This window comes from Nocardia sp. XZ_19_369 (assembly GCF_015355715.1).
Classification (GTDB): domain Bacteria; phylum Actinomycetota; class Actinomycetes; order Mycobacteriales; family Mycobacteriaceae; genus Nocardia.
The window spans coordinates 654,646-678,965 of the sequence record NZ_JACVED010000004.1 but is presented as its reverse complement, the minus strand read 5'-3'; the positions used below and the strand labels follow the sequence as shown (position 1 = coordinate 678,965).

Here is a 24,320-nt window from a genome sequence, read left to right as displayed (position 1 = left end):
TCGTTGGTGCTTCACGGTGTGCTCATGAGTGCTCGTGCCTGTTCTCGAGGTACTGCTCCAGGGCTGAGATATCCAGATTTCCGGACACTCTTAGTGCTCTGCCGAATGCTCGGCGCCGTTCTGCCGCGGTCAGACAAGCCGAGACGGGGTGCAACCAGGCACCCCGTCCGGGAAGTCTGCGCCGCGGATCAGGAACGATCGCGACGGAGTGGGCACCGTTTCCGGTATCCGATTCCCGTGCCACGATCCGCAACAGATCGGCGGCCAACTCGCGCTTCCGGCATCCGATACAGGTCCGAATCGGTTGCGCGTGCTGAACCTGTGTCCACTCTACCGCCGACCCGGTCGGATCAACGAACCGCTCCCCCGCGGAAGTTACCAACATGTCATCCCGACGGTTCGATTCCCGACCCGTCCCGTCCAACGGACGGTGCGCCGCGTCGGTTCCGGTCAACTGCGGTGGGCCTCGGTCCGCACCGAGCCGCCGCCCATGTCAGGGGCGGCGTCGCTGCGGATATCGATCCGCCAGCCGGTCAGCCGGGCGGCCAGGCGGGCGTTCTGCCCCTCCTTGCCGATGGCCAGCGAGAGCTGGAAATCGGGCACCACCACTCGCGCGGCGCGCGCATCCGGATCGACAATGGTGACCGACACCACTTTCGACGGCGAGAGCGCATTGCCGACGAAGGTCGCCGGATCCTCGGCGTAGTCGATGATGTCGATCTTCTCGCCGGCCAGCTCGCTCATCACGTTGCGCACGCGCTGCCCCATCGGCCCGATGCAGGCGCCCTTGGCGTTCACTCCGGACACGGTGCTGCGCACCGCGATCTTGGAACGGTGCCCGGCCTCACGCGCCACCGCGACGATTTCGACGGAGCCATCGGCGATTTCGGGTACCTCGAGCGCGAACAGCCGCCGCACCAGATTCGGATGCGTGCGCGACAGCGTGATCTGCGGGCCGCGCGGACCACGCGAGACCCCGACGACGTAACACTTGATCCGGTCGCCGTGCTCGTAGGTCTCCCCGGGCACCTGCTCGGCGGGCGGGATCAGACCCTCCGCGCCGTGCAACTCGCTGCCGATGCGCACCACGATGGTGCCGCGGGCGTTGGCTCTCGCGTCACGCTGCACCACGCCGCCGACGATGTCGCCCTCGTGCGTGGAGAACTCGCCGAAGGACTTCTCGTTCTCGGCGTCCCGCAGCCGCTGCAGCACCACCTGACGCGCGGTGGTCGCCGCGATCCGGCCGAAACCCTCTGGGGTGTCGTCCCATTCGGAGACCATGTTGCCGTCGGCGTCCAGCTCGCGCGCCATCACCCGGACCGTTCCGGTCTTCTGGTTGATGTCGATGCGCGCGTTGGGCTGGTGGCCCTCGGTGTGCCGGTAAGCGGTGAGCAGCGCCGACTCGATCGCGGAGATCACGGTCTCGATCGAGATCCCCTTGTCGGCGACGATCGCACGCAGGGCTTCGATTTCGATGTTCATTCCACGATCCCTTCGGTCGGCGAATCGGACGCTGGTACTGATTCGGGTTGCAATGGTGTTGATCCTCGAACATCCGCGGCGTCGACCGCCGGCACATCGTCTTCTTGACCAGGGACCGGGCGGCCGGGGACCACGCCGCCGGCCAGCTCCAATTCCCTGGCACCCGGCTTGGCGAACTCGACCTGCACCACCGCCTCGGCGATGTCGGCCACCGGAATCCGCACCCGGTGCGGCTTGTGTTTGCCGCCGAGTACCAGGGCCACTGTATCGCCGCTGAGCTCGCCGACCCTGGCCTCGAACTTCGCCGAGCCATCCGGCTCGGGGGCCTGCGCGCCCTCGCGCAGGTGGACGCGCACCTTCCGCCCGCGCGCGCGACGCCAGTGCCGGTCGGCGGTGAGCGGGCGGTCCACGCCCGGTGTGGTGACTTCCAACAGGTAGGGGGTTTCCCCGAAATCGCCTGCCTCGTCCAGCAACTCCGAAAGCTCGGTGCTGAGAGCGGCGATGGTGTCCAGATCGGAAGGGCCGTCGCTGTCGACGATCACCTTCAGTCGAGCCTGCGCGTCCGCATGCTTGCCGGTCGTCGAAATATCGACGCCCTCGAGGTCGAATCCTCGGCGTTCGACGAGTCCAGCTATCAGCTGGCTCAGCCTTTCCTCGGTCGGCATCGGCATATGGGGCGGCTCCTGGTTCAGTTGTGACGGCGGTCGGAATTTCTTCTACCGAGGGTCTAGCGTAACGCGCCCAGAGAGTGTAAAGGACCATCGGGCAGGCACTACGCGCGCCACGACGCGGGGGCGCGACGGCGGCAGCGAAGCGTAACCGCACCGACCCGCGGCAGCCCAAGATCGAACACCGATGCCTGGTCCGGTGGCCCCGCGCGAATCTGGCACGATGGTGCCGTGCCTATCCGCCTTCCCGCGCAGCCGAGCGCTGCGCGCACCTCCGGCATCCCGTCCGACCGGCACGATTCCCGGTTCACCATGGGCCGTCGCAGCATGTTACGGCTTGCCGGTGGCGGCACGGCCGGCGTGCTCGCGCTCGGCGCGGCCGCGGGCTGCGGCACCGAGGACAAGGTGTACGAGCCGGATCCGCTTGCCGCCCAAGAGGTTCTGGCCCGAGCCGATGCCGCCGCGGCGACCGCGGCCATCGCGCTGGCGCCGCAGCGGCACGCTGCACTGACCGCGATCGCGGCCGAAAGGACCGCGCACGCAGACGCTTTGAAGACCGAGATCGACCGGGTGATCGGCGTCTACGGCGACGGCACCAAGCCGGTCCACCGCACCCGCGCGAACGGTCCCGGGCAGTCCGCGGACCCTGCCGCGGTGGGCTCCGGTACGGCCGTGCCGCCGACCACGCCGCCGACCGTGGACGCGCTACGCGCTCAGCTCACCAAGTCACGACAGTCGGCCGCCGAACTGGCGCGCACCCAGTCCGGGTACCGGGCCGGGCTGCTCGCCTCGATCAGCGCGGCCTGCGCGGCGCAGGCGGGGGTGTTGCTCGCATGACCGAAGCCGAACGCCGAGCTCTGCTCGACGCGCTGAACGCCGAATACGGTGCGGTGTACGCCTATGGGGTGATTGCCGCGTACGCCTCCGCCGAACGCGGCCGACTGGTCGCCGAGACCACCGCTGCCCACCGTGCGCGGCGGGACAGCACCATCGACGCCCTGAAGGCGGGCGGTGCCACTGTGCCCCCGCCGAGCGCCGCCTATACGGTTCCGTTCGCCGTCAACGACCCGATTCCGGCCGCCCGGCTGGCGGCCACGGTCGAAAACGACACCGCCGTCGCCTGGCGATCGGTGGTCGAGCGCGCCGACTCCGAGCCGTTGCGCCGGTTGGGCATTGATGCGCTCACCGAATGCGCTGTGCGCCTTGCCACTTGGCAGGCGATCCTCGGTACCAATCCGCCGACGGTGGCCTTCCCCGGCAAAGTCTGACGCGGCAAAGGCCGGTCCCGCAGTGTTCGCGGAACCGGCCTTTACTGAACTCTCGGCCTACGGGCGCATCTCGTACGCACCGTCGTACGACGCCACCTCGGCCCAGACGCGGTCGAAGCGCGCCCGGTCGGCTACCGGCGGACGCAAAGCCGAAGCGGCCCAGCCCTGTTGGTCGGGGGTGGCGGACGGCTTGCCGTAGAGGGTGGTGGCGTAGGTGTTGAAGTCGCGGATCTGGAAGTCGAAGATCTGGTCGAGCAGATCGCGGTCCAGGCCGGTGATGGCCGCCTGCTCCAGGATCAGCTGGCCGTAGACCACCAAGGAGAACAGGTGGCCGATGGTCAGCATGAAGTCCAGGTCCTTCTGCTGGTCGCCGCTGGGTGCCGCGGTGGTCAGCAGCGTGCGCAGCGCCTGGGCCTGCTCGAAGAAGCGGCCGACGTTGGGGATGTCGGCGTGCTTGGCGTACGCGGGCGTCCAGTCGGCGAACTGCACCTTGCCCGCGCCGCGGGCCGGGCCCTGATGCCAGAAGAACTCGTCGTCGGCGGCGTCCTGGCGGGTGCCGATCTCCGGGTATTCCTTCGGGTTGAACAGGTAGTTCGGCATGAACTTCAGGATCTGCCCGACGTTCACGTGCACGGTGCCCTCGAGCCGGGGCAGCGTGTTGATCAGCCGCGCCACCTCGGCGAAGTAGGTGTTCTTCTCGAAGCCCTTGGCCGCGAGCACATCCAGCAGCAGCGTCATCACGGTCTCGCCCTCGGAGGTCACCTTGGACTTCGTCATCGGGTTGAACAGCAGATAGCGCCGGTCCTCCAGGCTCGCGCTGCGGAAATAGTCGACGGCGCGGTCGCTGAACAGCTTCATCGCCACGATGCGGGCGTAGGCGTCGACGAAATTCGTTCGCACATGCGGGAACTCGGTGACCGGGTTGCCGTAGAGGATGCGGTTGTTCGCGTGCGTGATCGCCTCGTAGAACGAGTGCTCGACCATGCCGATGCCGCCGTGACAAAGGTTGAACTTGCCCACGTTGACGGTGTTCAGCGCCGCCGAGAACGCCTCGGGTCCGGTGTGCAGGATGTCCTGCGCGCGCACCGGGTAGTTCTCCAGACGGAACGTGCTGACATACATCTGCTGGTGCACGACATTGCCGAGCAGCCGGTAGTTCTCGTGCCTGCTGTCCGCGGCGAACCACACGTAGCCGTCCGCGCCCTCGACGTCCTCGCGCCGCGAGAACACCGAAACCATGCTCGCCACATTGCCGTTGCCGATGTAGTACTTCTCACCGTTGGCGCGGAACAAGATGCCCGCCTCGGCGTCGTCGCTGCCGGGTGCGCTCGGGGTCAGCACCAGGTCGGTGTTGTAGATGTCGGCGCCGTGCTCGCGCTCGGACAGCCCGAACGCCATCACCTGGCCCTCGGCCAGGTCGGCGGCCGCCCGCTTCTTGGCTTCCTCGTTGTCGCTCTGCCAGATCGGGCCGAGTCCGAGGATGGTCACCTGCTCGGCGTACCAGTACGCCAGGCCGTAGAAGCCGAAGATCTCCGACAGCGCCGCGTTGCGCGCCGCATCCCAGCGCCGGTTCTCGTCGCCGTCGGCATAGGCGGCCGGCGTCAGGAAGGTGGCGAACAGCTTCTCCTTCGCGACGAAGTCCAGGAACTCCGCCGTCCACACCGCGTCCGCGTCGTCGGCGAGCAGCTGGCGCTTACCCCGCCCCTCGAACCACTCGATCGTCGCCCGCAGCAGCCGCCGGGTCTCGGCATCGAACTGCTTCGGGTCATAAGTGGCCGGGTTGAACAACAACGGATCGGTGCTCGTCATGCCGTTAACTTACCAGCGGGTAACAGCACGCCGGAGCAGGTCTGGCCAACGTCACACAGCAAATCTCGCCTACGCTCCCGTAGGTCGCTGCCGCCACGCTCCGAGACCCGTCCAGCACCGCGGCGGGAAAGCAAAAAGCGCGGCCCCGATGGATGTCCATCGGGGCCGCGCTGGTCGAGGTGGGTGGCTAGCCGCGGACCTTGGCGACTACCGCGTCGACGGCCGAGTCGGCGGGGAGATCCTCGGCTTCGCCGGTGAAGCGGTCGCGGAGTTCGACCTTGCCTTCGGCCCAGCCGCGGCCGACGACGAGAACCAGCGGCATGCCGAGCAGCTCAGCGTCCTTGAACTTGACGCCGGGGGAAGCGGTGCGGTCGTCGAAGAGGACGTCGAGGCCTTGGGCGTTGAGGCCGGCCACTACTTCTTCGGCGCCGGCGCGGGCCGCCTCGTCCTTGTTCGCGATGACGACGTGCACGTCGTAGGGCGCGATCTCGGCGGGCCAGCGCAGGCCCTTCTCGTCGTGCTGCTGCTCGGCGATCACCGCGACCATACGGGAGACGCCGACGCCGTAGGAGCCCATGGTCAGGCGCACCGGCTTGCCGTTCTCGCCGAGCACGTCGACGTCGAAGGCGTTGGTGTACTTCTGGCCGAGCTGGAAGATGTGGCCGATCTCGATACCGCGCGACGCGACCAGCGGGCCGCGGCCGTCGGGCGACGGATCGCCGTCGCGGACCTCGGCGGCCTCGATGGTGCCGTCCGGGGTGAAGTCACGGCCTGCGACGAGACCGACGACGTGCTTGCCCGGCGCGTCCGCACCGGTGATCCAGGCGGTGCCGGTGACCACGCGGGGGTCGACCAGGTAGCGAACACCGTTGGCCTGCAACGCCTTCGGCCCGATGTAGCCCTTCACCAGGAACGGGTTGGCGGTGAAGTCGGCCTCGGTGAGCAACTCGACCTCGGCGGGCTCGACGGAGGCACCGAGGCGCTTGTCGTCGACCTCGCGGTCGCCGGGGATGCCGACGCCGACGATCTCGGCCTTACCGTCCGGGTGGCGCAGCTTCACCATGATGTTCTTCAGGGTGTCGGCCGCGGTCACCGGGCGACCGAACTGCTCGGCGATCCCGGCGCCGTTGGCCCAGTCGACGAGCGTCGCGATGGTGGGGGTGTTCGGGGTGTCGTGCACGACCGCTTCGGGCTGTCCCTCGATCGGCAGCGGCTCGGGCGCGGGCGTGATCACAGCCTCCACGTTCGCCGCGTAACCGGATTCGACACAGCGCACATACGTGTCCTCGCCGACCGGGCTGTCGGCCAGGAACTCCTCGGACGCGCTGCCGCCCATCGCGCCTGAGGTGGCCGCCACGATGACGTACTTCACCTGCAACCGGTCGAAGATCCGCTGGTACGTCTCGCGATGCGCGTCGTAACTCGCCTTCAAGCCGTCCTCGTCCAGGTCGAACGAGTACGAGTCCTTCATGATGAACTCGCGCCCGCGCAGGATGCCCGCGCGCGGCCGTTCTTCGTCGCGGTACTTGTTCTGGATCTGGTACAGGGTGACCGGCAGGTCCTTGTACGAGTTGTATTCGCCCTTCACGGTGAGCGCGAACAGTTCCTCGTGCGTCGGGCCGAGCAGGTAGTCCGCGCCCTTGCGGTCCTGCAGCCGGAACAGGCTGTCGCCGTACTCGGTCCACCGGTTGGTGGTCTCGTACGGGTCGCGCGGCAGCAGCGCGGGCAGCGAGATCTCCTGGGCGCCCATCGCGTCCATCTCCTCGCGCACCACGTTCTCGACCCGGCGCAGCACTCGCAGGCCCAGCGGCAGCCAGGAGTAGACGCCCGGCGCGATGCGCCGCACGTATCCGGCGCGGACGAGCAGTTTGTGGCTGGGCACCTCGGCGTCGGCGGGATCGTCGCGCAGGGTACGCAGGAAAAGGCGAGAGAGGCGGGTGATCACGGATGCACAGGGTAGTCGCTGGCGCGACGCTGTTCGCAACGCATTACCGTAATCGCTCGTGCTGGTGCTGCTGCCTCCCTCCGAAACCAAGTCCGACGGTGGTACCGACGTGCCCCTCGACCTGGCCGCGCTGTCGATGCCGCAGCTCACAGCGGTGCGCGAGCGGCTCGTCGACGCGGTGACCAAGCTGGCCACCGACCCGGACGCCGCGCGCACCGTGCTCGGTCTCGGCAAGGGGGCTGACAGCGAGATCGCCCGCAACGCGGCATTGCGCACCTCCCCCACCCGTCCCGCGCTGGAGCGCTACACCGGCGTGCTCTACGACGCGCTCGACGCACGCTCGTTCAGCAAACCGCAGCGGGCCAAGGCGTACGCGCGGCTCGGCATCGGCTCCGCGCTGTTCGGCGCGGTGCGCGCGAGCGACCCGATCCCCGCCTACCGGCTCTCCGGCGGCTCGAAACTGCCCGGCCTGCCGACCCTTTCGGCGGTGTGGCGCGACTCCCTCGCCGACGCCCTGCTCGCCGAGGCCAACGGTGACCTGGTCGTCGACCTGCGCTCCGGCACCTACCAGCAGCTCGGCCGCGTACCGGGCGCCGTCACCGCCAACGTGCTGACCGAGCACCCCGACGGCAGCCGCACCGTGGTGAGCCACTTCAACAAGCACCACAAGGGCCTGCTCGCCCGCGCCCTCGTGCTGACCCGCGCCGAACCCACCGACGTGCGCGGTCTCGCCCGCGTGGCGAGCAAAGCGGGGTTGCGCACCGAAATCGCCTCGCCGACAGAGCTTTTGATCATCACCTGAGCGTCGAAGTCCGGCGCACCTCAGCCCGTCGACGTTGTCAACGCGACCAGCTCGCGGTCGAGGTTGTCCCGCATCGACCCCGGAAAATAGGATGCGCCGACCCGCCACGTGTCCGTACCGTGGCACAGGAGCTCGGGGTTTCCGAAACGGGAGGATTCGGTTACCCCGGGCCGAATGTCGGTGCACCGCGCGGGATTGCGCGGCGGGGAGGTAGAGATGACGAAGCTGAATCAGATCATTGCGGTCGAGAAGGGCATCAAGAGCGGCGCACTGCGCGAGCTGGCCGAGGCGCACGGATCGCTGCAGAAGGCACCGCTGCTGGTCGGCATCGCGCGCACCTATCAGCCGAAAGACGAAGAGGGCGAGCAGATCCCGTCCGAGTCCACCCGGGTGCAGGTGAAGTCCGAGGAGGTGCTGCGCCAGACCGCGGCCACCCTGACCCGCCTGTTCGACGTCACCGCGACCAAGGACTGGGCGAACACCGAGGCCAAGGCCGATGTGACGGTCGAGGGCGAGGTGCTGCTGCGCGACGTGCCGGTCTCCTACCTGCTGTTCCTGGAGAAGCAGCTGGCCGAGCTGCACACCTTCGTGCGCAAGCTGCCGGTGCTCGACGCGGCCGAGGTGTGGTCGTTCGACGACTCCTCCGACACCTGGCGCACCGACCCGGTGCGCACCATGCGCACCAAGAAGGTGCCGCGTAACCACGTGAAGGCCGAGGCGACCGAGAAGCACCCGGCCCAGGTGGAGGTGTACTACGAGGACATCACCGTCGGTTACTGGACGATGGTGCGCTTCTCCGGCGCCCTCCCGGCCCGCCGGGTCAACGAGCTGGCCGTACGGGTCGAAAAGCTCCAGCGGGCAGTGCAGTTCGCCCGCGAGGCGGCCAACGGGACCGAGGTCACCGATCGCAAGACCGGTGACGCGATCTTCGGCTACCTCTTCCGCTGAACCCGCTCGGGGCCGCTACGGCCCCGAGCCCACAGACTCCCCCGCCGCGTGCGGGGGAAGCGCAAGGAGCGCAAACTCAATCTGAAGCTGAAGCTGAATGACACGGCGTCAGTGGGGGTTCGAGTCCCCTCCCGGGCATCCAGGTCCGGGTAGCCCAACTGGTAGAGGCAACCGTGCTCAATCTCAGACTCTCGCTCCAGCACGAGTATTCGCTGCCGAACACCGCGAGACGAGGAAAGGACACGTACGCGACGAGGTGCCGGTTCAACTCCGGCCTTCCGCGCCCATGCGGAGGTGGTCCAACCGTAGGACACGTCGTGAATCTCAGTCTCATCCGATCCCATTACCGCGGTGTGCGAATTGGGCGGCATTGAATGGAACCCGGGAGCAGGCTACGCTCCCGGGTTCCCCAATGTCCGGCGCTGACTACTCGCCCTGAACCGGCGCCGCCGGCCTGCGTTTCGCGAGCTCGACCACGTTGTCCGGCGCCACCTCGGGTACCGGCACGTCGAGCGACTCCCGTCGATCGATGGCGTACTGCAATGCCAACGCACCGAATACCACTGCGGCGCCGAGGATCTGGTGCAGGTAGAGCACATCACCGCGCACCCCGATACCGAGCGCCACCGCCACCAGCGGCATCAGATAAAAGGCGAGCCCGGCCTGCAACGGCCCCACCGCGCCGATCAACCAGTAGTTGAGCAGAAACGCGACCGCCGTCCCGACGCCCATCGCGATCAGTGAACCCAGCACCGCCGCACGGGGATCCATCGGTTCGAGCAACTGCGGCGCGGTGACCACCAGCATCAGCACACCGGCGACGATCGCCTGGCTCGCCGCGAGCGCGACCTTCGAATAGCCGAGCGTACTGATCAGATGCTTCGCGTACGCATAGGCGATGGCGTAGCAGACGGCACCGCCCAGGCACGCGAGCTGCCCGCTCAACGACGAGCGCGACTCCTCGCCCCACGGCGCCATCAGCACGATGATCCCACCGAAACCGAGCACCGAGGCGACCACCTCGCCGCGACTCCCCTTCTGCCGCAACAGGAGCCAGACCACCGGCAGGGACGCCAACGGCGTCACGCTGTTGTAGATGCCGGCCATACTCACCGACACGTTCTGCTGACCCCAGGCGAACAGCATCCACGGCAGCGCCTGCCCCAGAATTCCCATCAGCAGCAGCCGCGCCCAGATACTCCAGCCGCGCGGCAGGTGCCGCCGCATCGCCACACACACCCCGAGCAGGATGGCCCCACCCAGCCACAGTCGTGCCGCCACGATCTGTGCCGGGTTGGCGCCACCCAACGCCACATCGACCAACAGGAAGTTGGAACCCCAGATAGCCGCCAGTGCGATCAGTGCAAGGCGGCTAGCGGCGAGCACGTCATCGCCCTTCCCGTCGCCACTGGATACGTGTCGGTGAAAATTCGCAGCCCGCCGTCGGCGTACCAGGTCATGATCTGGCTATCCAGCCGGGCGCGCAGCTCGATGATGTCGACGACCGCCTTGGCGCATTCGTTGAGTTCCTCGTTGCCGACGAAGGAGAATTCGGCGAGCAGATCGAGGGTGACGGCCTCGTGCTCCTCGTCCTCGTTCACGCCGGAGTGCGCGGCGATCGGCTTGGAGAACTCCTCCGACAGATCGTGTTCCCGGCAGCGTGCGAGGAACAACTCGAGGAAGTCCGGTTCCGGCTCCTCCATCGGGAACAGCGTGCTGATGATGCCGAGCGGGAACTGGTAGGCGTGCACGCCCATGGTCGCCATGATGGCCATGGTCGCGGGCAGCGGCTGCATCCGCAGCAGCTGTTCGCGGGTGATGCCCACCGCTTTCAACGACCTTTCCAGCATGCGGTCGTGGTTGCGTTCGGCTTGATAGAAGGCCATGAACTGCTGCCAGACCTCGATGCCGATATCGTCGCGCGCCAGCAGCGGGGCGAGGGCACGCGGGCACAAATGCGTGACATGCCAGTATTCGATGGCATAGCCGATGATCTGTTCCCTGGACAGTTTCCCGGAAACCAGCGCATCGCTGAACGGGCTGTTGATGGTCGCCCGCGCCGCATCGGCCGCCCGCTTCAGATGCGCGTAAGCGCCGACACCGGTGGTTCCGGTGGACGGATCGACCACGTCGGAGTCGGCCAGCATGCCCTGTTCGTCGAGCGCTTCGAGCACCGCGTCGAACTCTTCCCGGCTGCCGGGGAATTCGGCGGCCAGATCGTCGGCCGATCGGGCACCGGACGCCAAGGCCAGGAAGAACTTTCGCGATTCGTCGGCGCGACCTTCCAGATATTCGAGCTCGATCCAATGCTTGTCATCGAGGTAGGACAGGCGGATGCCATCGGCGGTCTCGGTCCGCTCGACCTCGCGGCGCAAGGTCGGCCGCCGCAGCATTTCATGACCGGCCATTTTCGACTCCTGCGGTGGTAGTGACGGGTGACGAGCCGATCGTGCGCACCAGTGGCCGACCGGGATCGCCGTAATATTCGAGAATTCCGTTGAAGAACTCGGCATAGGCCTCGACGAACAGGTGCGCCTTACCGACCAGGCGGGCCTCGGTGCCGACCGGAAGCGGCGGCAGCGCCGCGAAGAACTCCCGGCTCACACTGCCGTGATCGTGGCCGGCGTTCACCTTCGCGTGCTGACGCAGCGGTTCCACGAAGTGCGTGGCGATGCCCGCGGCGGCAGCGGCGCGCAGGAACGAGTCGTAGTACGCCCCTTCGCTTTCGGCCTTCTCCAGGCGACCCTCGAGGATGCCGATGGTGGCGATGAAGAACAGCGGATCGGTGCGCGCCCACCAGGACAGCAATTTGATCAAGGCCGAAGTGGTGGACAACGGCCGGGCGGACACCAGGTCCTGGCGACTGATCCCCAAGCCCTCGAAGGCGCGCACCACGATGTCGTCGTGGCGGTGCTCCTCGTGATAGAAGTCGTTGGCCATGGTGCGGATCGCGTCACTGCTCGGATAGGACAGGATCGCGGAGTCGAATTCGCTTTCCCGCGAGAGGAAATACCAGTTCTCCAGGCCGAATCCGTAATACACATTCGGCTCGACCTGCTCGGGGTGGTCGAGTATCGCGCGCCAGAACGGGCCGTCGAAGATCAGTTCTTCGAGCAGTTTGTTCACCACGTGCTCGACACTGCTGAGCACCGCCATCGGCGATTCGGCCTCGGGTATCGAACGGTCGGCGAGCAGGCCCGCGATCTGCGCGGGTAGCAGGATCGTCGTCAGCTTGTCCGGCGCGACGCCGGTCTTCGCCGAGATCTCCGACAGCGAAGCGGTGCCGTCGGTCGAGCGCAATACCGCGCCGAGCTGCTCGGCGGTGATGTCGTCTTCCGGCTCGACCTCGAATGTCACCTCCCCACTGCGCAATTCGAGAGTGTTGGCAGAGGTGTCCGACACCTCTGCCAAGAGCTGGGGCTTGCCCGGGATTGTTCGAGTCACCGCGCCGTCGACCTTTCGTGCCAGGAATTAAAGGGTCGGGTGGGGCGCCCCGTTCGGGCCGCCCCATCCTTACTCTGCTGCGAACTCAGAGGTGAACAGCAGTCAGAGCAACAACCTTCGAAGTGCGACGAATTTTCATGACCAAACCTCCCCTCGGGAATCCTGCGCCCGGTGCCAACCGCTGGGTGGGCTGACGCCGAGCGGTTGCTGAATTGTCCGATGATCGGACGAGCCAAGAATAACAGGACCGGTCCGATTCAGAGGTCAATTCTATTGGCACACTTGATATTTAGCGTTTAACCCCCTTTCTGGGGGGATGACAACTTGCAAAGTGTCAGTTACGTAAGCTCACCGCCGCCACAGTGGCGCGGAGTGTGCAATCGGCATAGCAGAAGACACCGAGGTAATTGAGCGATCACTTACTTCGCGGAGACGAGTTTCCGTGCGGCGCAACATATCCAAAAGAAGACATGACATCGATCAGCAAGAGACCGACATACCGAACCCGGGAGCGCGATGCACTCCCGGGTTCGAGGTAATCGGTTCAGTTACCTGACGTCAATGCTGAGCGGCGGCCAGCAGCCCGCGAATCTTCGCGGCATCGGCGGGCGCGGCGGCCTTCTCCCAGAACGGAACTCCCGTCGCGTACGCGTCGGAGTAAACCGGGGTGCTCGGCTGGAAGCGCCAGCTCTCACTCAGCGAGCCGGCATCGACAATGTCGTACCCGAGGACGTCGAGCAGTTGGGCCGCAGCGGCTTTCGCGTCCGCGTCGTCGCCCGCGATCGGCAAGGCCGTGCGATCCGGCGAGCCGACGGGGCGAGCCAGCGAAGCGAGGTGCAGGAAGTAGATGTTGTTGAACGCCTTGACGACCTTCGAGGTCGGCAGCTGCTTCTGCAGCAGCTCGCTCGTCGTCATGGCCCCGTCCGCCAGCTCGGGGAAGGTGCCGTCTCGGTCCGGGTAGTAATTATTGGCGTCGATCACGACCTTGCCCGCCAACGGTGCCACCGGTATCTGCTGGTAATTGCGCAGTGGCACGGCCACCACCACGATGTCCCCCGCCGCGCCCGCCTCGTCGGCGGTCGCCGCCCGCGCCCGCGGGCCGAGTTCCGCGACGAGCTCGGCCAGGGTCTGCGGACCACGCGAGTTGCTGAGTACCACGTCCAACCCCGCGGCGATCGCGAGCCGCGCCACCGTACTACCGATGTTCCCGCTGCCGATCAATCCAAGGGTGGTCATAGCGCCTGGAACACCGCCTGGACCTGCGATGTTCCCGCGTCATGCCGTTTACGGCGGCGGAGCGTGAGCGATGTCACGCGCAGTGCTCATGGCACGTCGGCGTTGGCGGTGAGGTCGCGGATGAGCAGCGCGGCGTGCAGCGACGTGCGCGACTCCCCGTCCTCGAGATCGACGGCGAGGATCCGCTCGATCCGGGCCAGCCGGTCGTACAGGGTGGGCCTGCTGATATTGAGCCTGCGCGCGAGCTCGGTCTTGTTGCCCGCCAGATCGAGGAACTGGCGCAGCGTGCGGGTCAGGTCGGCGGTGTGCCGAATGTCGTAGCGCAGCAACGCACTCAGCTCCGTTTCGGCGAAGCGCTGGACGCCGGGCTCGTTGCGGATCAGCGAGAGCAGCCCGCGCAGCCGCACATCGCCGCTGCGGTAGAACGGCCGCGAACTCTCCAGCGAGAGCGCCACTTCCGCGACGTGGGCGGCGTGCGGCAGCTCGTGCGCGGTGTCGAGCAGCGAATCCGATTCCGCGCCGACGCCGATCACCACTCGTTCGACGCCGTCGACCCGGCGCACCTCGCCGATGATCGCGGTGCAGGCGACGGTGAGGCTGTCGTCGAGCGCGCCGGTGCGCGGCAGCGCCAGAATCATGCCGACTCGATCGCCCTGGTCGGCGGCGGCAAGCGCGGTCAGCTTCGCCAACCCGAGACCGTGGGTGACCGCGTCCAGGATGCCCGCGGCACGGCGTTGCTTGGCCACCGGATCGGTCTCCGCGACGGCGGCGATGTCGATGGCCAGCGGCACATAGGCCGCGCGGCGGGCCAGGCCCAGCGCGGCGGCCCGGGCCACCGCGTCCCGCTCGTCGAGCACCCGGCCGTTGGCCATGTCGTCGATGAGTCCGGTCTGCGCCTGCCGGTGCAGGCCGAAGCGGTCCTTCTCGATCATCCGGTGCAGGGTGAGCGTCTGCGCGGCCCGCTCCAGCACCATCCTGGCGCGGGCGGTCGGCACGTCACCGGACGGCAGGATCAGCCGTCCCCAGCGCTGGGTGTGCGGGCCGACGGCGACCGCGTCCCAGCCGTCGGGCAGCAGCCGCGAGGTGGTCTCCCAGTTGTCCAATAGCGTCGAGGTGGACGCATGCCTGGCGGTGAGGGTGAGCACCCGGTGCGCCAGATCCTCCAGCACCACCGACGAATCGAGCATGTCCGCAGCGGTTTTCACGATCTCGGCCAGCGAGGCACGGCGCACGCTGAGGTCGGTGAAGGTCTCGTGCACGGTGCGCGCGAATTCGAGCTCGGCGTACTGCTCGGCCACGATGACCCGGTGCACCGCCTCGGTGATCTCGACGAACCGGGTGACCTTGTGCAGCACGATCAGCGGCAGGCCCAGCGCGTCGGCGGTCGCGGCGACGACCGGCGCGAGTTCGGGCACATAACCGCCCAGCTCGATGACCAGTCCCGCGACCCCGGCGGCGGCCAGCGCGGTCAGGTAACCGACCGTCGCGATGTCGCCGTGGCGCATGGCCTGGCCGGTGGTGAGGATCAGTTCGCCGCCGACGAGCAGCTGCGCCACGTCGGCCACGTCGCTCACGTGCACCCAGCGCACCGGCCGGTCCAGCGATCCACCGGCCACGACCTGGGGATCCCCGGCGCGCACGGCCGGCATAGCCAGCACGTCGGCCACGGAGGGGAGCACCGACGAATCGTAATACGAAATCGGAAATCACGTACAGATCGTCGGGGCACCGAGGATCGTTGGTGCCGCAGAGTAGTACCCAGGAGGCGTCCACCCGCCGACGCACCGCGACGCTCACGGATCGAATCGAGGAGAAATGCAGACAATCGCGCACTGGCTCGACGGCAAGGCTTTCGCAGGCACCAGCGAGGCGACCGCGCCGGTGACCAATCCGGCGACCGGGGTGGTGACCGGACAGGTCGCGCTCGCCAGTGTCGCGGACACCCGCGCGGCGATCGACTCCGCGGCGGACGCCTTCCCGGCCTGGCGGGACACCTCGCTGGCCCGGCGCAGCCAGATCCTGTTCCGGTTCCGTGAGCTGTTGAACGAGCGCAAGGAAGAGCTGGCGCGGCTGATCACCGCCGAGCACGGCAAGGTGCTCGCCGACGCCATGGGCGAGGTGAGCCGCGGTCTCGAGGTCGTCGAATTCGCCTGCGGCGTACCGCATCTGCTGAAGGGCGGCTACACCGAGAACGCGTCCACGAAGGTGGACATCTTCTCCATCCGGCAGCCGCTGGGTCCGGTGGCCGTCATCTCGCCGTTCAACTTCCCGGCGATGGTGCCGATGTGGTTCTTCCCGCTGGCCATCGCCGCGGGCAACACGGTGGTGCTCAAGCCGAGCGAGAAGGACCCGTCGGCGTCGCTGTGGCTGGCCCGGCTGTGGGACGAAGCGGGCTTGCCCGCAGGCGTTTTCAATGTGGTGCAGGGCGACAAGGTCGCGGTCGACGAGCTGCTGGACAACCCCGCCATCAAGGCGGTGTCGTTCGTCGGCTCCACTCCGATCGCGCAGTACGTCTACCAGCGCGGCACGGCGGCGGGTAAGCGGGTGCAGGCGCTGGGCGGCGCGAAGAACCACATGGTGGTGCTGCCGGACGCCGATCTGGACCTGGCCGCCGACGCCGCGGTGAACGCCGGATTCGGTTCCGCCGGTGAGCGATGCATGGCGATCAGCGTGGTCGTCGCGGTCGCCGGCGCGGGCGACGAGCTGGTCGGCAAGATCACCGAGCGGGCCACCACCATCAAGACCGGCGACGGCACCCGCGACACCGACATGGGCCCGCTGGTCACCCGCGCGCACCGCGATCGGGTCGCCGAGTACATCGCGGCGGGCGAATCCGCCGGTGCCACCGTCGTTCTCGACGGCCGCGGGATCGACGCCGACGGCGCGGCGGACGGGTTCTGGCTCGGCCCGACGATCCTCGATCACGTCGGCACCGACATGAGCGTCTACACCGACGAGATATTCGGCCCCGTCCTCTCGGTGGTCCGGGTGGACACCTACGACGACGCGCTCGCGCTGATCAACGCCAATCCCTACGGCAACGGCACCGCCATCTTCACCAACGACGGCGGCGCGGCCCGGCGCTTCCACAACGAGGTGGAGGTGGGCATGGTCGGCATCAACGTGCCGATCCCGGTTCCCATGTCCTACTACAGCTTCGGCGGCTGGAAGAACTCGCTGTTCGGTGACTCGCACGCGCACGGCGCCGACGGCGTGCACTTCTTCACCCGCGGCAAGGCGGTCACCACGCGCTGGCTCGATCCGAGCCACGGCGGGCTGAATCTCGGGTTCCCCGAGAACAAATAGCTAGCCGCTCGCCTACCCCTTGCCGACAACACCAGCGACGCAGGAGAACTCGCCGATGACCCTCCCGAACGGATTGACACCGGAGACCGCCCGTGCGGCGGCCGAACGCGCCTACGAGCTCGATCGCCGCCACGTCTTCCACTCCTGGTCCGCCCAGGCGCACCTCGACCCGATGACGATCAGTGCCGCCCAGGGCTGCTACGTCTGGGACGGCGAGGGCAACCGGCTGCTCGACTTCTCCTCCCAGATGGTGAACACCAATATCGGCCATCAACACCCGAAAGTCGTTGCGGCGGTGCAGGAGCAGGCGGCCAAACTGTGCACCGTCGCACCGCCGCACGTCAACGACGCGCGCTCGGAGGCGGCCAGGCTGATCGCCGAGCGGACGCCCGGCGAGCTGAACAAGATCTTCTTCACGAATGGCGGGGCCGAGGCGGTGGAGCACGCGGTGCGGATGGCCAGGCTGCACACCGGTCGCTACAAGGTGCTGACGCGCTACCGCTCGTACCACGGCGGCACCGAGACCGCGATCAACCTGACCGGTGACCCACGGCGCTGGCCCAACGATCACGGGAACAGCGGGGTGGTGCACTTTTTCGGCCCGTTCCTGTATCGCACGCAGTTCCACGCCACGAACGAAGCCGAGGAAGCCGAGCGCGCGCTGGCGCATCTCGAACAGACCATCGTGTTCGAGGGCCCGAGCACCATCGCCGCCATCGTGCTCGAATCCATCCCCGGCACAGCGGGAATCATGATTCCGCCGCCCGGATATATGGCCGGGGTCCGGGCACTGTGCGACAAGTACGGCATCCTCTTCATCGCCGACGAGGTGATGTCGGGGTTCGGCCGCACCGGAAAGTGGTTCGCCATCGAGCATTTCGAGGGCGTCGTCCCCGATCTGCTGACCTTCGCCAAAGGCGTGAACTCCGGGTACGTGCCGCTCGGCGGGGTGGCGATCAGCCCGGCCGTCGCCGCGACCTTCGACGACCGACCCTATCCCGGCGGTCTCACGTACTCGGGTCATCCGCTGGCCACCGCCGCCGCGGTCGCCACGATCAACGCGATGGCCGACGAACACCTCATCGAGAACGCCGCCGAGATCGGCGAGCGGGTGCTCGGCCCCGGCCTGCGTGAGCTCGCCGAGCACCACCCGAGCATCGGCGAGGTGCGCGGCACCGGGGTGTTCTGGGCGCTGGAGCTCGTCCGCGACCGGGCCACCCGCGAACCGCTCGCGCCCTACGGCGGAACCAGTCCGGCGATGACCGAGGTCGTCGCCGCGTGCCGGGCCGCCGGTCTGCTGATGTTCGTCAACTTCAACCGGCTGCACGTGGTGCCGCCGTGCATCGTCGGCGAGGCCGAAGCCAAGGAGGGTTTGGCCATCCTCGACCGTGCACTGACCGTGGCCGACCAGCACACTTCCTGACGACGACGGCCGGGCCCGCGCCGGCGGGTCCCGGTTCTTCGCCGGGCCGGAATGTCTTTGGCGCATCGAGCGTTCCAGCTGTGCGTGACCGATACGGCTGAGCTTTCCCAAGATCTGAAGAAGCATCTGGACGAGTCGAAGGTGTTCGCGACCGTGGCGACGATCAACCCCGACGGGCAACCGCACCTGACCGTCATCTGGCTGAAGCGCGACGGCGACGACCTGCTGTTCTCCACCACCACCGATCGCAGGCAGGGCAAGAACCTGGCGCGCGACCCGCGGGTCACCGTCATGATCAATCCGCCGGAGAATCCGTACACCTATGCGGAGGTGCGCGGCACCGCGACGCTCACCCCGGATCCGGACAAGACCCTGCCGGACGAACTGTCACTGAAATACACCGGTCAGAAGTACCGGGACTTCAATCCCGCCTCGGTCAACGACGGCCCGCGCGTGATCGTCCGCGTGACGCCGCACAAGGTCACGGGCCGCCTCTGACCTCTGCGGCTAACGGCGCTTCGGCCCGGTCGGCGACGCCCGTCACCGGTCGGCAGGCGCACGCCTGACTCGGCTCCGTCGCGCGCCCGGCAGGCTCACGCCTGCTGGGCCTCTTCCTGCACGTGCTGCGCCTGCGCGAGCTGCTGCGGTGTGAACCGCAGCGTCAGCGCGATGAGCCCGGCCACGAACGCGACGATCGCGCACACGAAAAGCACCAGCGTGTAGCCGCTGCCCAGCGCGGCGACCTCGGTCGCGTTCATGTCGGTCACCTTGCCGGTGCGGCCACCCAGCGATAGCGTGCGCGAGGCCGCGATCGGACTGAGCAGCCCGATCGCCACCGGCGTCGCCAGGTTCATGAACATCTGCCCGACCGCGGACAGCGGCCCGATGTTCTCGGCGGACACCCCGACCAGTACACACAGCGGCGCGAGCACCATCGCCATGCCGACGCCGAAGCCGATCACGATCAGCAGCGGCAGCAGAGTGGTCAGGTACTGCACGTCCCCGTCGAGCGTCGCGCCGAACAGCAGGCCGATCCCGAGCACCGTCGCCGCCCCGGCCAGCAGCCAGCGTGGCGCGACGAACATCGCGGCCTTGGAGGCCAGCGCGCCGCCGATGCCGATGCCGATGGTGAACGGGATGGCCGCGACACCGGCTTGCAGTGGGCTGTAGCCGATCACGTTCTGCAGGAATTGCGCGACGAAGAAGGTCATCGCGCCGAGGACGCCACCGGCCAGGAAGATCAGCAGGAAGGTCGCCACCCGATCGCGGCTGTCGAACAGCGACCACGGCAGCAGCGGATCAGCGATCCGGCGTTCCATCAGTACGAACACCACGAGCAGCACCGCGCCGCCGATCAGCGCGCCGATGATGGCCGGGTGGTCCCAGCCCATTTCGGGCCCCTCGGTCGCGCCGAACACGATGGCGGCGCAGGCGAGCGTGCCGAGCACCGCGCCGCGCACGTCCAGCGGCGACCGGTGATGAGCGGTGTCGGCGAGCTTGTACACCGCGCCGAGAATGATGAGCGCGCCGATCGGCACGTTGATCAGGAAGATCCAGCGCCACGACACCTGGGTCAGCGCACCGCCGACGACCAAGCCACCGACCGAGCCGATGCCGACCATCGAGCCGACGATCGCGATCGCCTGGTTACGCGCCTTGCCTGGCGCGAAAGTCGTTGCCACCAGCGCGAATGCGGTCGGCGCCGCGATCGCCGCGCCCGCGCCCTGGATCGCCCGGGCGGCCAGCAGCATGCCCTCGTTCTGCGCCAAGCCACACAGCAGCGAGGCGAAGGTGAACAGCGCCACGCCGATGATCAGCATCCGTTTGCGCCCGAACGCGTCGCCGAGCCGGCCGCCGAGCAGCATCAGCCCGGCGAAGGTGAGGCCGTAGGAGGTCACCGTCCACGCGCTGCCCGCGCTGGACAGGCCCATCTCCTCCTGCAGCCGGGGCAGGGCGAAGATCACCACGGTGCCGTCGAGCACCACCATGAGCTGCAGCCCGCTCAGCACGAGAATGGCGAGTCCGAAGGCCCGCTGCGTCATCGGATACTGCGTTTTCGCAGCGGGATTCTGGAGCACAGTGAGCCACTGTAATTGATGGTCTATCGGCTTCCGGTCGCGTCGTCCGCCGAAAATCCCGCCGTGGGGCCGATCACCACGATCGCGGGCGGGCGGATGCCTTCCTCGCGCACCCGGGCGGCGACGGTGCCGAGGTCCGCGCGCAGCACGCGCTGATTGCGCATCGTGCCCTCCTGGATGACGGTCGCCGGGGTGGTCGCGGGGCGGCCGCCCTCGATGAGCACCGTCGCGAACTGCTCGATGCGTTCGACGGCCATCATCAGCACGATGGTGCCGCGCAGCCGGGCCAGGGCAGGCCAGTCGACCAGCGAGTCCGGGTGGTCCGGGGCGACATGGCCGCTGACCACCACGAATTCGTGGGTGACCCCGCGATGCGTCACCGGGATACCGGCGGCCGCGGGGACCGAGATCGGGCTGGTGATGCCGGGAACGACGGTCACCGGGATGCCCGCGTCGACGCAGGCTTCCAGTTCCTCGAAGCCGCGGCCGAAGACGTACGGGTCGCCGCCCTTGAGCCGGACCACAAACTTGCCCGCCTTGGCACCCTCGATCAGCGCGGCATTGATCGCGTCCTGGGCCATCGCGCGGCCGTAGGGGATCTTGGCCGCGTCGATCACCTCGACATCGGGGCCGAGTTCGGCCAGCAGTTCCGGCGGGGCGAGCCGGTCGGCGACCACCAGGTTCGCGCGGCCGAGCAGCCTGCGTCCGCGCACCGTGATCAGGTCCGGATCGCCCGGTCCGCCGCCGACCAGCGCGACGCCCGGCGTGATCGGTGTCGAATCATCGGTCACCACACCGGATTGCAGCGCCTCGAGCAGCGCGTTGCGCACCGCGGCCGAGCGCCGGTGCTGGCCGCCGGCCAGCACGCCGAGGGTCATACCGTCGTAGCGGGCGGTGGCCGGGGTGACCGCGGTGCCGAGGCGCGCGTTGTCGGCGCGCACACAGAAGATCCGCCGCCGAGTGGCCTCCTCGACGACAGCGGCGTTGGTCGCGGGTTCGTCGGTGCAGGCGATCGCGTACCAGGCGCCGTCCAGGTCGCCGTCGGCGTAGGGCCGCAGCGTGACGGTCAGTTGCCCGGAGGTCGCCATGCCCTCGACCGCCGGGGTGACCTCGCGGCTGATCACGTGCACGTCCGCGCCGGAGGCGATCAGCAGGCCGAGCCTGCGCTGGGCCACCGTGCCGCCACCGACCACGACGACGCGGCGGCCGTCGAGATCGAGCCCGACCAGGTAGTTCGGATCGCCCTCATTGGGCGAGGCGGTCTCGGATACCGCCTGGTCGGCGGTGTGGTCTGACGTGTTCGGCACAGTTTTCGAGCCTACGGCCTGTGTCCGAAGTGACGGCAATCGACTCGGTCACCGCCGATAACGGGCCGCACAAGCGCGGGGCGACCAGCGGGAAACGGCCGAAACCGGGTCGGCCGCGCACCATGATCATTCCTATACTCGGCCGCATGAACCGCTGGAGTCGGGCAGTGCACGTGGTGGTGGCGTCGGTGGCGCTGGCTTGGGTGCCTGCCGCGGCCGGTGTGGCGCACGCCGATCCGGCGCCCTATGTGCCGGCGCAGGGAGTCGAGTCGAAGTACTTCCAGCCGGGTCCCGCCGCGGTGACCGAGCGGATCGGGTTCGGTTGTTGCGACACCACCGGGGCGAAGTTCGATGTTTGGCATCCGACCGATCTGGGTCAGGGCCAGCATCCGATTGTCTTGTGGGGCAATGGGACCAAGGCGGTGCCGAGCCAATACGCCTATCTGCTGCGGCATCTGGCGTCGTGGGGCTTCGTCGTGATCGCCACCGAAAACCAGAGCACCGGGTCCGGGGTGGACATTCGGAAGTCGTTGGACTTCCTGCTGGCGCAGGCCGGCGATCCGGCGAGTGTGTTCTTCGGGAAGCTTGATACGACGGCCGTTGGCGCGATGGGACATTCGCAAGGTGCCTCGGGAGTGCTGAACGCCCTGCGTGATTCGGGCGGGGCGATCAAGACCGCGGTGCCGATGGAAATTCCGGCGCAGCACTTCTGTTCCACGTCGGAAACCTGTGCCGACACCCGTTCGCTGACAACGGGTTCGGTGTTCCTGGTGAACGGGTCGTCCGACGCTCTCGTCTCCCCCTCGCATCAGCTGGTGCCGTGGCAGGTCGAGGGCTTGCAGTCGAATCAGGCGTACTACGAGGCGACTCCGGCGAACCTGCCGAAGGCGTGGGGCACGCTCAACGGTCCCGATCACAACGACGTGCAGGGGCAGCCGGACTGCGCGACCGCGTCGGACCCGTGCACGAACGGGGTGTACGGCTACCTCGGCTATCCGACGGCATGGTTGATGGCGCAGCTGCGCGGCGATGCCGCCGCTCGCGACGCCTTCCGCACGGGCGGCGGTGAGTTCTTCGCGCCGTCGCCGAATTGGCGCCACCAGGCCGGCACCGGCTGACCCGGGCGGGCGAACTGTCCGCCCTGCGGTGCCGACTGACGTACGGATCGTCGGTTGCCGAGCCCGCCCGCGCGGACGAGTGTTCAGGCATGGCTTTGACCGATGACCCGCCGCTGGCCTCCGGGTACGCCGACCGCGTCATCGCGGTGGAGCCGGGCGGCAACGAGTACATCCCCGACGACGCCCGGCACGGCAAGCCGCGGCAGCTGTTCTGGACCTGGATGTCGCCGAATCTGGAATTCGCCACCATCTTCATCGGCGTGCTGTCGGTCACCGCGTTCGGCATGAACTTCTGGCAGGCGACACTGGGGCTCGCGGTGGGCGTCGGGCTCGGTGCGGCGGCGCATTTCGTGCTGTCGGGGCGCGGGCCCGCGCATGGCGTGCCGCAGATGGTGTTGGGGCGCTCGGCCTTCGGATATCGGGGCAATGCGCTGCCCGCAGCGTTCATGTCGATCATGTGCGGGGTCGGCTGGTTCGCCACCAACAGTGTGAGCGGTGCGTGGGCGTTGAGCACGCTGACCGGCATGCCGAAACTCACGGCGCTGATCCTGATCGTGGTGGCGCAGACCGGATTCGCCGTGTTCGGGCACAACCTGGTGCACGCGTTCGAGCGGTTCGTGTTCCCGATCCTCGCGGTGGTGTTCGTCGTGGTGACCATCGCGATCTTCAGCAAGGCCGAGCTCGGCGCGGGCGCGCCGTCGGGTGGGGTCGGCGGGATCGGCGGCTTCCTGCTGACGGTCGGGACCGCGTTCGGTTATGCGGGCGGTTGGAATCCGTATGCGGCGGACTACTCGCGGTACCTGCCCAAGACCGTCTCGCGCGTCGCCACCGGCGGGTACGCGGCGGCCGGGTTGTTCGTCTCGTGCCTGTGGCTGTCGGCGCTCGGGGCGGCTTCGGCGACCATCGTCGGTGCGGCACAGGGCAGTCCGACGGACGTGTTCACCGCGAATCTGCCCGACGTGCTGGCGAAGCTGACGCTACTCGCCATCGCGCTCGGTGCCGTCGCGGCGAACGCGCTGAATGTCTATTCGGGCGCAATGGCATTCGTGACGATCGGCATCGAACTGCCGGTCCGTACGCAGCGCGCCGTGGTCTCGATCTGTTTCGGTGCCATCGGGTTCCTGGTCGCGTGGTGGGCGCTGCCCGATGCCGCCGCGAGCTACGAGGCGTTTCTGCTGATCGTGGCGTACTGGATCGGACCGTGGTTGGGCGTGATGTTCGTCGATCAGTACCTGCGTCGTGGACGCAAGATCGATGACCTGCTCTACAACCGCGCATACACGAATTGGCCTGGCGTAGCGGCATTTCTGTTCGGCCTGGTGCTCTCGGTGCTGCTGTTCTCTCATCAGGCGAAGTTCACCGGCTACCTCGTTCGGGAAGTCCCCGAGCTGGGCGACATCACTTTCTTCGTCGGCTTCCTTGTCGCCGCCACCGCCTACTTCATCCTGGCCCAGCGGCGCACTACTCCCGCCTGAGCGACCGCTCT

Annotated in this window: 21 protein-coding genes; 9 read left to right on the top strand and 12 right to left on the bottom strand. The window is 67.9% G+C overall.

What is annotated here, in order from left to right:
• Window positions 1-22: 22 nt before the first annotated feature.
• The 3 genes from IBX18_RS18460 to rimP all read right to left on the bottom strand — a co-directional run bounded on the left by IBX18_RS18460 (window position 23) and on the right by rimP (window position 2,153).
• Window positions 23-382 carry a YlxR family protein gene (locus tag IBX18_RS18460; RefSeq protein ID WP_228541408.1) on the bottom strand — a complete coding sequence of 120 codons (360 nt, stop codon included), beginning with the start codon at window positions 380-382 and terminating at the stop codon, window positions 23-25.
• Window positions 383-450: 68 nt separating this feature from the next.
• The gene (nusA, locus tag IBX18_RS18455; protein ID WP_194834820.1) at window positions 451-1,482 is read right to left on the bottom strand and encodes a transcription termination factor NusA; all 1,032 of its coding nucleotides are present in this window, start codon (window positions 1,480-1,482) and stop codon (window positions 451-453) included.
• Window positions 1,479-2,153, bottom strand: a complete 675-nt coding sequence (gene rimP / locus IBX18_RS18450; RefSeq protein WP_194834819.1) for a ribosome maturation factor RimP — start codon at window positions 2,151-2,153, stop codon at window positions 1,479-1,481. The genes nusA and rimP overlap by 4 nt, the downstream gene beginning before the upstream one ends.
• Window positions 2,154-2,462: 309 nt before the next feature.
• Here rimP and IBX18_RS18445 point away from each other — a divergent pair, with 309 nt between their 5' ends.
• Both IBX18_RS18445 and IBX18_RS18440 read left to right on the top strand, forming a co-directional pair.
• On the top strand, window positions 2,463-2,987 hold the full coding sequence (locus IBX18_RS18445) for a hypothetical protein (RefSeq protein ID WP_194834957.1): 525 nt from the start codon (window positions 2,463-2,465) through the stop codon (window positions 2,985-2,987).
• Window positions 2,984-3,418 (top strand): ferritin-like domain-containing protein, encoded by a 435-nt coding sequence (locus IBX18_RS18440; RefSeq protein ID WP_194834818.1) that lies wholly within the window; start codon window positions 2,984-2,986, stop codon window positions 3,416-3,418. Before IBX18_RS18445 ends, IBX18_RS18440 begins: the two co-directional genes overlap by 4 nt.
• 57 nt (window positions 3,419-3,475) lie before the next feature.
• Here IBX18_RS18440 and IBX18_RS18435 read toward each other — a convergent pair whose 3' ends face one another.
• Entirely contained in the window at window positions 3,476-5,227 is a 1,752-nt protein-coding gene (locus IBX18_RS18435; protein ID WP_135232342.1) for an acyl-CoA dehydrogenase family protein, read from the bottom strand.
• 187 nt (window positions 5,228-5,414) lie between these two features.
• On the bottom strand, window positions 5,415-7,172 hold the full coding sequence (locus IBX18_RS18430; protein ID WP_194834817.1) for a proline--tRNA ligase: 1,758 nt from the start codon (window positions 7,170-7,172) through the stop codon (window positions 5,415-5,417).
• Between the two features lie 58 nt (window positions 7,173-7,230).
• Between IBX18_RS18430 and yaaA the strand changes: the two genes are divergently transcribed.
• Both yaaA and IBX18_RS18420 read left to right on the top strand, forming a co-directional pair.
• Window positions 7,231-7,974, top strand: coding sequence for a peroxide stress protein YaaA (gene yaaA / locus IBX18_RS18425; RefSeq protein WP_135232344.1), 744 nt, complete (start codon window positions 7,231-7,233; stop codon window positions 7,972-7,974).
• Between the two features lie 216 nt (window positions 7,975-8,190).
• Window positions 8,191-8,922 carry a hypothetical protein gene (locus IBX18_RS18420; RefSeq protein ID WP_194834816.1) on the top strand — a complete coding sequence of 244 codons (732 nt, stop codon included), beginning with the start codon at window positions 8,191-8,193 and terminating at the stop codon, window positions 8,920-8,922.
• Between the two features lie 426 nt (window positions 8,923-9,348).
• Here the strand turns inward: IBX18_RS18420 and IBX18_RS18415 are convergent, their stop codons facing one another.
• The 5 genes from IBX18_RS18415 to IBX18_RS18395 all read right to left on the bottom strand — a co-directional run bounded on the left by IBX18_RS18415 (window position 9,349) and on the right by IBX18_RS18395 (window position 15,281).
• Entirely contained in the window at window positions 9,349-10,308 is a 960-nt protein-coding gene (locus IBX18_RS18415; protein WP_194834815.1) for a DMT family transporter, read from the bottom strand.
• A complete protein-coding gene (locus IBX18_RS18410) occupies window positions 10,281-11,330 on the bottom strand; it encodes an iron-containing redox enzyme family protein (RefSeq protein ID WP_194834814.1) in 1,050 nt (349 codons plus the stop codon). Before IBX18_RS18410 ends, IBX18_RS18415 begins: the two co-directional genes overlap by 28 nt.
• A complete protein-coding gene (locus tag IBX18_RS18405; RefSeq protein ID WP_194834813.1) occupies window positions 11,317-12,366 on the bottom strand; it encodes a hypothetical protein in 1,050 nt (349 codons plus the stop codon). Before IBX18_RS18405 ends, IBX18_RS18410 begins: the two co-directional genes overlap by 14 nt.
• Window positions 12,367-12,924: 558 nt before the next feature.
• Window positions 12,925-13,602, bottom strand: a complete 678-nt coding sequence (locus tag IBX18_RS18400) for an NADPH-dependent F420 reductase (protein WP_194834812.1) — start codon at window positions 13,600-13,602, stop codon at window positions 12,925-12,927.
• Window positions 13,603-13,688: 86 nt separating this feature from the next.
• A complete protein-coding gene (locus tag IBX18_RS18395) occupies window positions 13,689-15,281 on the bottom strand; it encodes a PucR family transcriptional regulator ligand-binding domain-containing protein (RefSeq protein ID WP_194834811.1) in 1,593 nt (530 codons plus the stop codon).
• Window positions 15,282-15,417: 136 nt separating this feature from the next.
• On the opposite strand from IBX18_RS18395, the gene IBX18_RS18390 reads away from it, so the two are divergent.
• The 3 genes from IBX18_RS18390 to IBX18_RS18380 all read left to right on the top strand — a co-directional run bounded on the left by IBX18_RS18390 (window position 15,418) and on the right by IBX18_RS18380 (window position 18,829).
• On the top strand, window positions 15,418-16,908 hold the full coding sequence (locus IBX18_RS18390; RefSeq protein ID WP_194834810.1) for a CoA-acylating methylmalonate-semialdehyde dehydrogenase: 1,491 nt from the start codon (window positions 15,418-15,420) through the stop codon (window positions 16,906-16,908).
• 55 nt (window positions 16,909-16,963) lie between these two features.
• Window positions 16,964-18,331: an aspartate aminotransferase family protein gene (locus IBX18_RS18385; protein WP_194834809.1), complete on the top strand. Its 1,368-nt coding sequence runs from the start codon at window positions 16,964-16,966 to the stop codon at window positions 18,329-18,331.
• Between the two features lie 84 nt (window positions 18,332-18,415).
• On the top strand, window positions 18,416-18,829 hold the full coding sequence (locus IBX18_RS18380) for a PPOX class F420-dependent oxidoreductase (RefSeq protein ID WP_306796311.1): 414 nt from the start codon (window positions 18,416-18,418) through the stop codon (window positions 18,827-18,829).
• A 95-nt stretch (window positions 18,830-18,924) separates the two neighbouring features.
• On the opposite strand, the gene IBX18_RS18375 is transcribed toward IBX18_RS18380, so the two are convergent.
• A complete protein-coding gene (locus IBX18_RS18375) occupies window positions 18,925-20,373 on the bottom strand; it encodes an MFS transporter (RefSeq protein ID WP_194834956.1) in 1,449 nt (482 codons plus the stop codon).
• Window positions 20,374-20,432: 59 nt separating this feature from the next.
• Entirely contained in the window at window positions 20,433-21,638 is a 1,206-nt protein-coding gene (gene cobA, locus IBX18_RS18370) for a uroporphyrinogen-III C-methyltransferase (protein WP_194834955.1), read from the bottom strand.
• A gap of 224 nt (window positions 21,639-21,862) precedes the next feature.
• On the opposite strand from cobA, the gene IBX18_RS18365 reads away from it, so the two are divergent.
• Window positions 21,863-22,834 (top strand): alpha/beta hydrolase, encoded by a 972-nt coding sequence (locus IBX18_RS18365; RefSeq protein ID WP_194834807.1) that lies wholly within the window; start codon window positions 21,863-21,865, stop codon window positions 22,832-22,834.
• Between the two features lie 89 nt (window positions 22,835-22,923).
• Window positions 22,924-24,309: a cytosine permease gene (locus IBX18_RS18360; protein WP_194834806.1), complete on the top strand. Its 1,386-nt coding sequence runs from the start codon at window positions 22,924-22,926 to the stop codon at window positions 24,307-24,309.
• The last annotated feature ends 11 nt before the right edge of the window (window positions 24,310-24,320 follow it).